Origin of the sequence: Mesorhizobium delmotii (assembly GCF_900149755.1) — a bacterium.
Classification (GTDB): Bacteria; Pseudomonadota; Alphaproteobacteria; order Rhizobiales; family Rhizobiaceae; genus Mesorhizobium; species Mesorhizobium delmotii.
Genome location: NZ_FUIG01000024.1, coordinates 407,301 through 418,987, shown reverse-complemented (window position 1 = coordinate 418,987; position 11,687 = coordinate 407,301). Strand labels below are relative to the sequence as shown.

At 62.4% G+C, this 11,687-nt stretch carries 14 protein-coding genes and 1 pseudogene; 8 read left to right on the top strand and 7 right to left on the bottom strand.

Annotation, left to right across the window (positions count from 1 at the left end; all coding sequences use genetic code 11):
- The first annotated feature begins 25 nt into the window (after positions 1-25).
- Entirely contained in the window at positions 26-571 is a 546-nt protein-coding gene (locus BQ8482_RS16030; RefSeq protein ID WP_123148486.1) for an adenine phosphoribosyltransferase, read from the top strand.
- A 120-nt stretch (positions 572-691) separates the two neighbouring features.
- Here the strand turns inward: BQ8482_RS16030 and BQ8482_RS16025 are convergent, their stop codons facing one another.
- The 6 genes from BQ8482_RS16025 to BQ8482_RS16000 all read right to left on the bottom strand — a co-directional run bounded on the left by BQ8482_RS16025 (position 692) and on the right by BQ8482_RS16000 (position 5,565).
- On the bottom strand, positions 692-1,162 hold the full coding sequence (locus BQ8482_RS16025) for a MaoC family dehydratase (RefSeq protein ID WP_123148485.1): 471 nt from the start codon (positions 1,160-1,162) through the stop codon (positions 692-694).
- On the bottom strand, positions 1,159-1,629 hold the full coding sequence (locus tag BQ8482_RS16020; protein ID WP_123148484.1) for a MaoC family dehydratase: 471 nt from the start codon (positions 1,627-1,629) through the stop codon (positions 1,159-1,161). The genes BQ8482_RS16025 and BQ8482_RS16020 overlap by 4 nt, the downstream gene beginning before the upstream one ends.
- A gap of 154 nt (positions 1,630-1,783) precedes the next feature.
- Complete coding sequence (corA, locus tag BQ8482_RS16015) at positions 1,784-2,758, bottom strand: magnesium/cobalt transporter CorA (protein ID WP_027151044.1); 975 nt, start codon at positions 2,756-2,758, stop codon at positions 1,784-1,786.
- A 216-nt stretch (positions 2,759-2,974) separates the two neighbouring features.
- Complete coding sequence (ychF, locus tag BQ8482_RS16010; RefSeq protein WP_123148483.1) at positions 2,975-4,078, bottom strand: redox-regulated ATPase YchF; 1,104 nt, start codon at positions 4,076-4,078, stop codon at positions 2,975-2,977.
- Between the two features lie 96 nt (positions 4,079-4,174).
- Positions 4,175-4,900: an aminoacyl-tRNA hydrolase gene (gene pth / locus BQ8482_RS16005; RefSeq protein ID WP_123148482.1), complete on the bottom strand. Its 726-nt coding sequence runs from the start codon at positions 4,898-4,900 to the stop codon at positions 4,175-4,177.
- Between the two features lie 23 nt (positions 4,901-4,923).
- On the bottom strand, positions 4,924-5,565 hold the full coding sequence (locus BQ8482_RS16000; protein ID WP_123148481.1) for a 50S ribosomal protein L25/general stress protein Ctc: 642 nt from the start codon (positions 5,563-5,565) through the stop codon (positions 4,924-4,926).
- Between the two features lie 417 nt (positions 5,566-5,982).
- On the opposite strand from BQ8482_RS16000, the gene BQ8482_RS15995 reads away from it, so the two are divergent.
- The 5 genes from BQ8482_RS15995 (at position 5,983) to BQ8482_RS15975 (ending at position 10,281) form a co-directional block, all read left to right on the top strand.
- Complete coding sequence (locus BQ8482_RS15995; protein WP_123148480.1) at positions 5,983-6,987, top strand: LacI family DNA-binding transcriptional regulator; 1,005 nt, start codon at positions 5,983-5,985, stop codon at positions 6,985-6,987.
- A gap of 74 nt (positions 6,988-7,061) precedes the next feature.
- Positions 7,062-7,853: a 3-methyl-2-oxobutanoate hydroxymethyltransferase gene (locus tag BQ8482_RS15990; RefSeq protein WP_123148479.1), complete on the top strand. Its 792-nt coding sequence runs from the start codon at positions 7,062-7,064 to the stop codon at positions 7,851-7,853.
- Positions 7,854-7,861: 8 nt separating this feature from the next.
- Entirely contained in the window at positions 7,862-8,869 is a 1,008-nt protein-coding gene (locus tag BQ8482_RS15985; protein WP_123148478.1) for a sterol desaturase family protein, read from the top strand.
- A gap of 77 nt (positions 8,870-8,946) precedes the next feature.
- Positions 8,947-9,888: a substrate-binding domain-containing protein gene (locus BQ8482_RS15980; RefSeq protein WP_123148477.1), complete on the top strand. Its 942-nt coding sequence runs from the start codon at positions 8,947-8,949 to the stop codon at positions 9,886-9,888.
- Positions 9,889-9,963: 75 nt separating this feature from the next.
- Positions 9,964-10,281, top strand: a complete 318-nt coding sequence (locus tag BQ8482_RS15975) for a MocE family 2Fe-2S type ferredoxin (RefSeq protein ID WP_123148476.1) — start codon at positions 9,964-9,966, stop codon at positions 10,279-10,281.
- A 56-nt stretch (positions 10,282-10,337) separates the two neighbouring features.
- Here BQ8482_RS15975 and BQ8482_RS15970 read toward each other — a convergent pair whose 3' ends face one another.
- Positions 10,338-10,841: a DUF2938 domain-containing protein gene (locus BQ8482_RS15970; RefSeq protein ID WP_123148475.1), complete on the bottom strand. Its 504-nt coding sequence runs from the start codon at positions 10,839-10,841 to the stop codon at positions 10,338-10,340.
- Between the two features lie 99 nt (positions 10,842-10,940).
- Between BQ8482_RS15970 and BQ8482_RS39280 the strand changes: the two are divergent.
- Both BQ8482_RS39280 and BQ8482_RS39275 read left to right on the top strand, forming a co-directional pair.
- Positions 10,941-11,144: pseudogene (locus BQ8482_RS39280) on the top strand (ArsR/SmtB family transcription factor); the annotation flags it as partial.
- Positions 11,145-11,270: 126 nt separating this feature from the next.
- Positions 11,271-11,618 (top strand): rhodanese-like domain-containing protein, encoded by a 348-nt coding sequence (locus BQ8482_RS39275; protein WP_244602833.1) that lies wholly within the window; start codon positions 11,271-11,273, stop codon positions 11,616-11,618.
- The last annotated feature ends 69 nt before the right edge of the window (positions 11,619-11,687 follow it).

The window sequence follows — 11,687 nt, the reverse complement described above, 5'->3', positions numbered from 1 at the left end:
CGGACGAATGCCCGGAGAGCCGCCCATGAAACCTTCGCTCGAAGACACGCTGCTTGCCGCGATCCGCACCATTCCGGACTATCCCAAACCGGGTATCCTGTTTCGCGACATCACCACGCTGCTAAGCAATGCGCGCGCCTTCCGCCGCGCCATCGACGAGCTGGTGCATCCCTATGCCGGCAAGAAAGTCGACAAGATCGCCGGCATCGAGGCGCGCGGCTTCATCCTTGGCGGCGCCGTCGCCCACCAGCTCTCGGCCGGCTTCGTGCCGATCCGCAAGAAGGGCAAGCTGCCTTACGAAACGGTGCGCGTCGCCTACAGCCTCGAATACGGGCTGGACGAGATGGAGATGCACAGGGATGGCGTATCTCCGGGCGAAAAGGTGATCCTGGTCGACGACCTGATCGCCACCGGTGGCACGGCGGCGGCGGCGGTCCAGCTGTTGCGGCAGATCGGCGCCGACATTCTCGCCGCCTGCTTCGTCATCGACCTGCCGGACCTCGGCGGCCGCGACAAGCTCGAAGCACTCGGCGTGCCGGTCAGGACGCTGATCGGGTTTGAAGGGCATTGAAGTGCAGCTCCGAGACGGAAGAGGGGTGTTGGACGGAGTGCCGCAGTGCCAAGCTGGAGCACCCCTCATCCGACCGAGCTTCGCTCGGCCACCTTCTCCCACAAGGGGAGAAGGAAGAGACTATCCCACTTTCACCAGCACGGCGCTTTCGAACTCGATGACCTTGTCACCGGTCGAATCGAAAGCCTCCGAGCGCAGCGTCAGCACTCGCCAGCCCGGCCGCGATGCGATGGGGCGGTGGGCAAGCGTGGTGCGGGTGAAGGTCACGGTTTCTCCGGCATAGACGGGCTTCAGCCATTTGAGGTTCTTGAAGCCGGGCGAGGGGCCGAATTCGGGTGCGGGCTCAGCGCCGGCCCAGCGGGCGCCCTCGGCCTCCACGCCGGTCTCAAGGTTCAATTTCATCCAGGTTGCGGCTGTGTGCCAGCCCGAGGCGCACAGGCCGCCGAACACGCTGTTCTTCGCCGCCTCCTCGTCGAGATGGAATATCTGCGGATCGTATTTCCTGGCGAACGCCTTGATCGCCTCGGGTTCGAATTTGTGCGAACCGAGCGTGACGGTGATGCCGATGCAGAAGAACTCGTCCAATGTCATGAGCGGCCCTGTGCGGCATCACGGGCGAGGAACATGACGGTGTTCTCGAGTTCGAAGACGCCTTCGCCACGCTGGTTGAAAAGCTCGCTGCGCATGGTGACGAGGCCGAGCTGAGGCTTGGACCTGGACAGACGCTTGGCAAGGACGGTGGTGTTGCCGCTCAAGATGTCGCCGGCCAGCACCGGCCTCTTCCACCGGACCTGATCGACCCCGGGGGCGCCTTGCGAGGTCGAGTCGAGCAGGAAGGCGTCGCACAGCATGCGCATGAACATCGCGCAGGTGTGCCAGCCGGAGGCCGCCAGCCCGCCAAGGATGCTGGCTCTGCCCGCGGCCTCGTCGAGATGCATCGGCTGCGCATCGAACTCTTGCGCGAATTCGATGATCTCGGCCGCGCTCACCAGCTTCGTACCGAGGTCGAGCGAGGCGCCCTCGACGAAATCCTCATAGGCCCAAGTCTTTCCGGTCATGGTATGGAGTTCTTTCCGGTCATGGTCTGGAATCCGGTTCAAGTTTGTACGATCGCCACGGATAGGGTCCCGGATGCAGGCGGGACGGGATTTGGTCAAGTCATTTCTGATGCGCCAGGCCATCGCGCCCAACGCAAGAGAAGCTCCGAAGCCTCTACAACCAGCCGCGGCGGCGGAAATACCAGAAGGGCAGGATCGCCGAGAGGATCATCAAGCCAATGGCGAAAGGATAGCCGAAGTTCCAGGTCAGTTCGGGCATGACATTGAAATTCATGCCGTAGATTGAGGCGACCAGCGTCGGCGGCAGGAAGATGACCGCGGCGACAGAGAAGATCTTGATGATGGCGTTCTGCTCGATCGAGATCATGCCGAGCGTCGCGTCGAGCAGGAAGTTGATCTTCTGCGACAGGAAGGTGGCGTGGTCGGCGAGCGACAGCACATCGCGCGACAAGGTCTTGATACGGGCGCGAATGTCCTTGCTCATCTTGGTCTGGGTCGAGGCGTGGGTGAGGAAGCCGGCGAGCCGCTGCAGCGAGATCAGGCTGTCGCGGATCGAGGAGGCGATGTCTTCCTTGCGGCCGATGGCCTTCAGCAATTCCTGAAAATCGCGGTTGCGTTTGGAAGCCTTGGTCGAGCTTGGCTGGAAGATGTCGCGCGAGATCGTCTCGATGTCGCGGCCGGCGCGCTCCAGAATGTCGGCGAGGCGGTCGACGATCGCCTCCAGCAGGCCGATCAGGATGGTGTCGCCGCTGGTGCAGCCGGTCGCCACTTTCTCGGCACGCTGCGGAAAAGTCTTGAAAGCCTTCGGTTCGTGGTAGCGCACCGTGATCAGCCTGTTGCCGGCCAGCACGAAGGTGACCGGCGACATCAGGGGATCATCGGCCTCGGTCTGGGCCGGCAGAATGGCGGTCATGAAATAGGCACCGTCCTCGACATAGAGGCGGCTGGAAATCTCGATCTCCTCCATCTCCTCGCGCGTCGGAATGGCAACACCGAGCCAGGCCTCGATGGCCGCTTCCTCTTCCTTTGTCGGGCTCACAAGGTCGGCCCAGACGACCTGGTCGCTGTTTGCCAAGAGATCGTCGGCAAGGCGCAGGCGATCATTGTCCACGACGAATGCCTTGATCATCGCCGGGTCTCCCTTGCTGAGGCCAAAAGGATGGGTTCGAGCGTCGTTTCGGATTGCACCGGACGGGCGCTTTGACGAAAGCGCGGGGCCGGGCGCAGACGCCCCTTAGACCGGGCATTGCGGGCAGTCAAGCCGCGCGGAAAGGGCTCGTGCGGCGTGCACGAGGCTGTGATCGCGCCGGCGGCCATGATGGCTGCCGGCGCGCCGTCGGTCAGCTCAGGTGTTGAACTTGAACAGCATGATGTCGCCGTCCTGGACGACATACTCCTTGCCTTCGTCGCGCGCCTTGCCGGCCTCCTTGGCCGCCACTTCGCCGCCCAGCGTGACGAAGTCGTTGTAGGCGATGGTCTGGGCGCGGATGAAGCCGCGCTCGAAATCGGTGTGGATGACGCCTGCAGCCTCCGGCGCCTTGGCGCCCTTGTGCACGGTCCAGGCGCGCGTCTCCTTCGGCCCGACGGTGAAATAGGTGATGAGCTGCAGCAACTCGTAGCCGGCGCGGATCACCTTGTTCAGGCCGGGTTCCTCAAGGCCCAGCGTTGCCAAAAATTCCATTTCCTCTTCATCGCTGAGCTGCGCGACCTCGGCTTCGATCGCCGCGGAAATCACCACGGTGCGGGCGCCTTGTGCGGCAGCCATCTGTTCGACCGCTTTGGTGTGCGCGTTGCCGGTAGCGGCGTCGGCCTCGGCGACATTGCAGACATAGAGCACGGGGTGCGACGTCAGCAGGTTCAACCCCTGCAGGATGCGCAGATCCTCCGCGGAGATACCTTTGAGCAGGATGCGAGCCGGCTTGCCGGCCTGCAGGAGTTCAAGAGCTGCTTCCATCATCGGAAGCACGGTCAGCGCCTCCTTGTCCTTGCCGGAAGCGCGCTTGCGGAACTGCACGATGCGGCGCTCGAGGCTGTCGAGGTCGGCGAGCATCAGCTCGGTTTCGACGGTCTCGGCGTCGGCGACGGGATCGATGCGGCCCTCGACATGGGTGATGTCGTCATCTTCGAAGCAGCGTAGCACATGGACGATGGCGTCGACCTCGCGGATATTGGCCAGGAACTGGTTGCCCAGCCCTTCGCCCTTCGAGGCGCCGCGCACCAGGCCGGCGATGTCGACGAAGGAGATGCGGGTCGGGATGATCTCCTTCGATTTGCCGATCGCCGCGATCTTCTGCAGGCGCGGGTCGGGCACCGCCACCTCGCCGGTGTTCGGCTCGATGGTGCAGAACGGATAGTTGGCGGCCTGCGCCGCCGCCGTCCTGGTCAGCGCGTTGAAAAGCGTCGACTTGCCGACGTTGGGCAAGCCAACGATGCCGCATTTGAAACCCATTTTTATCCGGTCCTATCGGGAAATCGAATTTGATGAGGGCTATGGGCGAAAGGGGTGACGAACGTCAACCCCTTCGGCCCCGATCCGTGGCGAGGCTCATTCCTTGCCGCCAAACAGCTTTTTCAGCATGGCGGCCATCGGGCCGGTTTCGGGCAGCTTGACCGCCGGCTGCTGCGGCCGCGCCTGACGGACGTGGCTTTGTGTTTTTGGCGCCTTGGGTGGCGGGCGGTCGTCGTCGCCCGTCGGCGTGAGCTTGTCGCGCAAGGCCAGCGTCACGCGATTCATGAAGGAATTGTCGTCGCCTTTGGCAAGCAGTCCGGCAGCGTCAGCGATGGTGTCGAGCAGCACGTCCAGCCACTCGCGGTCGCTTTTGGCGAAATCGCCGAGCACATGACCATGCACCATTTCCTTGGCGCCGGGGTGGCCGACGCCAATGCGCACACGGCGGAAATCCTTTCCGACATGCTGGTCGAGCGAGCGGATACCGTTGTGGCCACCGGAACCGCCGCCGACCTTGATCCGCACCTTGCCGGCGGCAAGGTCGATCTCGTCATAAAAGACGGTCAGCGCCGAAGCGTCGAGCTTGTAAAAGCGCAGGGCTTCGCCGACCGACTGGCCGGACAGATTCACGAAGGTCTGCGGCTTGATCAGGACGACCTTTTCGCCGCCAAGCGTGCCTTCGGCGATCAGGCCCTGAAACTTTTTCGACCACGGCGAAAAGGAATGGCGGCGGGCGATTGCGTCCGCCGCCATGAAGCCGACATTGTGCCGATTGTCAGCGTATTTCGCGCCCGGATTGCCGAGGCCTGCAAACAGCAGCATCGTCACCTCCGGGCGGAAAGGGATTACTTCTCTTCGGCGGCAGGAGCCGCTTCGGGCTCAGCCGTTTCGACCGCCTCTTCCTCCGCCTCCGGTTTCATCGCCGCGGAGCCGGCGATGGTTGCGACGGTGAAGTCGCGGTCGGAGATCACCGGCTTGACGCCGGCCGGCAGCTTGACCGCCGAGATGTGGATCGAATCGCCGATATCGGTGCCGGTGAGATCGACGGTGATGAATTCCGGGATCGCATTGGCCGGGCAGTGGAACTCGACTTCGTGACGCACGATGTTGAGCACGCCGCCGCGCTTGATGCCGGGCGACTTGTCCTCGTTGATAAAGTGGACCGGCACGTCGACATTGACTTCTGTGTCCTTGCCGATGCGCAGGAAGTCGACATGGACCGGAAAATCCTTGACCGGGTCGAGCTGGTAGTCCTTGGGCAGGACCTGGATCTTCTTGCCGTCGACATCGATCGTGGCGATCGTGGTCAGGAACCCGCCGCCATGGATCTTGTAGTAGATGTCCTTGTAGGTGAGGGCAATCGCCAGGGGAGGCTGCTTGTCACCGTAGATTACTGCAGGCACTTTACCGTTGCGGCGAACTGCACGGGCGGACCCCTTACCGACCTGTTCGCGCGCTTCGGCCTTGAGCTCGTAAGTATCGCTCATGGCATTTCCTTTCGCGTTGTTCTGGAGCGTTCGCGGCCGGCGAGATGCCTGGGCCGTAAACGTCGAAAGCCGTCATGGCCTTACATGATCTGGTCCAAAATCTTTTTTGGGATCACGCGGGCCGGACAGCCTTCCGCCGCGTTGCCTCCAAGGGTGTCTACGCGGGTGGCGGCTCTATAGCGGAAGGTGGGGCGGGGTGCAAGCCAAAGGGCGGGCATTGCAATGAATGTCTGCCTTTGGCCCAGGAGCCGACATTGTCACTCCGAAAGCCCTGAAGCAACCGACTGCCGGACAGCCGGTGCATTCGATTGCGAACATCGCCGGGATGGGTTCTTTCGGAAGAGTCGGAAGATGATCTATCTTGGAAAATCGGATGCGGCTGGCCAGGCTTCGGCATCGTGACAACGGAGAACCAAGATTCCGAAGCCCACTTTCCTTGAGATAGCCCACCGCGCCGGGGTCGGCACAGCGACGGTCGAACGCGTGCTGAACGGCAGGGGCGGTGTCAGGCCCGCAACCGCCGAAAAGGTCGTCGCCGCCGCGCGCTCGCTCGACTATCCGCGCCGCTTGCCGGAAGCCCATCGAGGGGTGATCAGGATCGAGGTCATTCTGGTCCGTCCGGACGCCACCTTCTTTGCCCGCCTGTCTCGCGCCTTCGAGCGCATCGCTGCCACGTTGGATCGGACGATCGCCGTACACCGGACATTTCTCGATGAGGCAGATCCCGCGGCCATCGCGCGACGGATACTCGATCCAGACATACGCCGTGCCGCCCTCATCCTGGCGGTCCCCGACCATCCGCTGGTCGGTGCGGCGCTGAGGCGGCTGGAGGCGGAGAAGATCCCGACGGTGCAGATTGTCACGCAGATTTCCGGCACCAGCGGCGCCTATGTCGGCATCGACAATTATGCCGCTGGGCGCATGGCCGGGCTGCTGATGTCGCGCATGCAAAGGCGGCCGGGCAAGGTGGTGGCGATCTGCCATAGCCAGATTTACCGCGTGCACCGCGACCGCGTGCGGGGCTTCTTCGACTATGTGATGGCGGCCGGCGGCGATTTCGAACCGGTCGCGGCCCTGTTCGGCCATGACGAGGGCGACCGAAACGCCGGGCAACTGGTCGAGACGCTAACGCGGTGGCCGGACCTTGCCGGGCTTTATAATGCCGGCGGCGCCAACGCCGCGCTGAACGACGTGCTAAGACGCCATCCGCGTGGCCGCGAGGTCTTCTTCGTCGGCCATGAACTCACCGAGCGCAGCGCCGCTGCCCTTCGCCAAGGCACCATGGATGTCGTGCTCGATCAGGCGCCGGAGGCGCAGGCCAGGCGCGCCATGGATCTGGTGCTGTCGAAATTGAACCTGCACGACCTGCCGGTCGACAATCCGCCGATCCGCTTCGTCACTTTCACTGCCGAGAACGTTTGATCTGATTTGATCAAGGAATAAGCGGCCTTCCGCCAGCCGCGATGTTATCCCCTCAGCAAACGGGAGGATGACAGGTGACCAGACGGCTGACGGCCTACGATCTGCAGAGCGCCAAGGGCACTCGCAAATGGCTGCAACTGCATGTCGATACGCCGGCCGAAGCGGCTGCGGCGGTTGCCTGCGACATCACCATCCTGTCCTGCGAGCCCGACCACAATCTCGGAGCTATCCGCGCCGCCGCACCTCACGCGTTCCTGTCGGTCGGCATGCCGCATGGCGCGGTTGCCTCGCCCGACGAAGCGGTGCGGCTCGGCTTCGCCATGATGAAGCGCGGCGCTGACGCGATCTATTGCTCGCATTCGCCGCGCTTCATCGAAGCCATGGCGGTGGAAGGCATTCCCGTCACCGGCCATGTCGGCCTGGTGCCGAACCGTGCCACCTGGACGAATTTTCGCGCTGTGGGCAGGACAGCCGAGGAGGCCCTCAAGGTCCTGCGCGCAACCAAGGATTTGGAGAATGCGGGCGCTGCCTGCATCGAGGTCGAGGTGGTGCCGGTGCGGTTGGCCGAGCACATCACCCGCTCGACGCCGCTGATCACCATGGGCATGGGCTGCGGCTCGGCTTGCGACACGCAGTATCTGTTTTCCAGCGACGTGCTCGGCACCCACACCGGCCACTACCCCCGCCATTCCAAGCGTTATGCCGATTTCGTCACGCTGGAGGCCGAATTACAGGCAAAGCGCATCGCCGCTTTCCGTGCCTTCGCGACCGACGTGGCCGGTGGCACTTACCCCCAAGCAGGGCATCAGGTCGACATGGACGATGCCGTCTTCGACCGCTTCCTGACCCTCTCCCAAGCCTTGTGAGAAACGATATGGACGACCTGAAACACGGCAAGCGCAACAAGCGCGGCGACTGGGCCCCCGATGAACCGGCCGGCGCCGCGCCGCTCTTCGTCTTTCCGCCACGGCCGCTCGCGCTGCTTAAGTGGCTGCCGCACTACTTCCTGCCCTACAATCTGCTGTTCGCCCTTTCGGCGGTGGCCTGGTGGCACTTCGTGCTGCCCGACATCGAAATGATGAAGACGCTGTCCTGGGGCTGGATCGTCAGGCTGTTCCTCGTCAACTGCGCAGCCCTTCTATTGTTCTTCGGCGTCTTCGAGCTCCGGCTCTACATCTTGCGGGCTCAGGGCAACAGGTTCAAATACAACGGCAAATGGCCGTCCGAGCAGAAGAGCAAGGCCTTTTTCTTCGGAAGCCAGAACATCGACAACATGCTGCGCACCTTCGGCACCGGGCTGCCGATCTGGACGGTGATCGAGGTCGCCATCCTCCATGCTTACGCCAACGGTTACGTGCCGTGGCTCACCTTTGCCGAGCACCCGCTCTACCTGTTCTGCCTGGCGCTGGCGGCGCCGATCATCCACGAAACCCATTTCTTCCTGCTGCACAGGGCCATCCATTGGGGGCCGCTTTACCGATGGGTGCATTCGGTCCACCACAATTCGGTGAACCCCTCGCCATGGTCGTCGCTGTCGATGCATCCGATCGAGCAGTTCGGCTATCTCGGCGTATCACTCTGGCATCTCATCATCCCGTCCAACCCGATCCTGGCGCTCTATCAACTTCACTTCGCCGGCTTCGGCGCCATCCCCGGCCATGTCGGCTTCGACAAGGTCGAACTCGGCGAGGACAAAGCCGTCAATAGTCACGCCTACATCCACTACCTCCACCACAAATATTTCGAGGTGAACTACGGCGACGGCCTCATCCCGTTCGACAGGTGGTTCGGCACTTTCCACGACGGCAGCAAGGAAGGCGAGGCCCGCATGCAGGCCCGTTACGAGAAGAAGAAGGCGCGCGCCAACGCCGCGGCCAAATAGCGCTGTCAGCCATCCCGAAAGGGCCGGTATTCCAAAAAGGAGTGAGCCGGCACTCCACGTCCAGAGGGAGGAAATCCATGAAGAAACTTCTGTGTTCGGCAGCGTTGGCGACAATGATGTCGACCGCTGCGATGGCAGAAACGATCGGCGTCAGCATCGTCAATTTCGACAACAATTTCCAGACGCTGCTGATGCACGGCATGCAGGACCGAGCCAAGGAAAAGGGCGCCGGCATCCAGGTCGAGGATGCGCAGAACGATGTCGCCAAGCAGCTCGACCAGGTGAAGAACTTCATCGCCAACGGCGTCGACGCCATCGTCGTCACGCTGGTCGACACCAACGCTTCCAAGACCATCAGCGACGAGGCCGCGGGCGCTGGTATTCCGCTCGTCTTCGTCAATCTCGAGCCCACCGACATGGCCAATCTTCCCGACAAGCAGGTCTATGTCGGTTCCAACGAGGTTGAATCCGGCACATTGGAGGCGTTCGAGGTATGCAAGCTGCTGCGCGCCAAGGGCAAGTCGGCGGGCGCCAAGGCCTACATCGTCATGGGCAGTCTCGTTCACCAGGCAGCGCTGCAGCGGACGAAAGATGTCGAACAGATCTTCCGCACCGACATGTGCAACTTCATCGAGATCGTCGATAAGCAGTCGTCCGAGTGGGCGCGCGACAATGCGCAGAACCTGATGACCAACTGGCTGACCGCCGGTCAGGCGCCGGACGCCGTCATCGCCAACAATGACGAATCCGCCATCGGCGCCATCCTGGCGCTGAAGGCGAACGGCGTCGACATGAAGGACGTCGTCGTCGGCGGCATCGATGCCACCCAGGATGGCCTGCAGTCGATGAAGGCCGGCGATCTTGCGGTGACGGTGTTCCAGAACGCCAAGGGGCAGGGCGGCGGCGGCATCGACGCGGCACTCGCTCTTGCCAGGGGCGAGAAGGTCGATCGCGTTGTCTATGTCCCGTTCGAATTGGTCACGCCCGCGAATATGAACGACTACCTCAACAAGAATTAGGCCGCAGCAAACCTCCAGGGCGGAGGCATTGGCCGTCCTGGAGGTGCCCTGCGGTTCATTATCGAAGGAAAGCACATGTCCAGCTGGATCAGGGCCTGCAGCCTCGACGACATCGAACAGGAAGGCGCCCGCCGCTTCGATCATTGCGGCCGGACCTACGCCGTCTTCCGCTCGCCGGATGACGAGGTCTTCTGCACCGATGGCCTGTGTACGCATGAGGCTGTCCATCTCGCCGAGGGGCTGGTCATGGACTACGAGGTCGAATGCCCCAAGCACGCCGGCGCCTTCGACTATCGCACCGGCGCGGCAATGCGGCTGCCGCCCTGTGTGAATCTCAGGACCTATCCGGCCAAGGTGGAAGCGGGCTCCGTCCTGGTTGCGATCAGCCAGTAACAGGAAGTATGGCTGGGCAGGAGACTGGGTCGAAAGCCGACCGCAATCGATCAGTGTCAGACCGGAAACAGGAGTGCCGAAAGCAACGCAGCGACATACAGCCCGACCCCGAAGGACAGATGAGTCATGAGGCTGCGCAGACGCGCAGTGTGCGGATTGGGAGTTTTCGATGCCGCAATGCCGGCTCCAAAAGCTGGCTGCATTAGGAAGAATGGGGCGACGACAGTGGACATGCCGACAAGAAGGGCAGGAAGCAATGTCGGATGTCGTGCCCAGTCGAGGCCCCATACTCCCATCAGCAATGCAGCAAAGACGATGCCGATCGCGTAATGCGCAACCCATCCGATAGGCGTTTCGCCACGAATTCGGGGCGCCTGCGCGATATTCGCATGCGCGAAACGTCCTCGCGGAAAGTGCCCGATCCAGCGGCCGACCCAGGCATAATCAAGCGATGGAATTGCGAACGCAAGCTTCAGAAACAACCCCCAAAGATCCATCACCGCCGTCGCTCCTGCTCCGATCGCGGCTGCGCGGACAACGAACTCAACCTGCTCATCCATTTCTATGCTCCCGCCTTGTCCACGGAGTCAGACACTAGCCGATTAGAACATCTCATTCAATGTATTGATTGATCGTTTGATTGATGGTAGCCATGCGGTATGAAAAACGCAGACGTCCATCATCCGATCTTTGACGAAATAGCCGATCTCGCCCGAACGCTGGGACATGCACACCGGCTGGTTCTCCTCCGCCACATTGCCGACGGCGAATTGGCGGTAGAACAGCTGACGCAGCTTTCCGGGATCGCGTTGGCCAACACCTCGCAGCATCTTCAACACCTCAAGCGGGCCGGCTTGGTGCAGACCCGGCGAGACGGGAAACGCGTGCTCTATCGTTTGGCAGATGGGCCAATCGAAGACGTGCTGGCGGCCTTGCGAAGCCTTGCGAACCATAGGCGCGAGCAAATCCGTGAGCTCATCAACGACACTATGAGCCGGCCGGACAGGCTGGAGAACATCTCGCGCGAGGAACTCGTGCGCCGCATGCGGGACGACGAAGTCGTGCTGCTCGACGTTCGGCCGCAGGAGGAATACGCAGCCGGGCATTTGCCGGGTGCGATCAACATTCCCGTTGGTGAGCTGGAGGATCGACTTGCGGAGCTTCCACGAGAGAAGGTCATCGTCGCCTATTGCCGTGGTGTCCAGTGCGTTCTTTCTGCCGACGCGCTGGCAATCCTGAGGACGCGAGGCCGGGCCTCACGCCGGTTCGAAGGCGGTTTTCCCGAGTGGCTGACCTCAGACCTTGATGTCGACGGCATGAACTACGAAAGCGGCTGACAGAAGCCAAAGTCGGCGTCGCCGGCCCAAGCCCGAATATGAATGGAAACTGGAACCGCCACAGGGGCG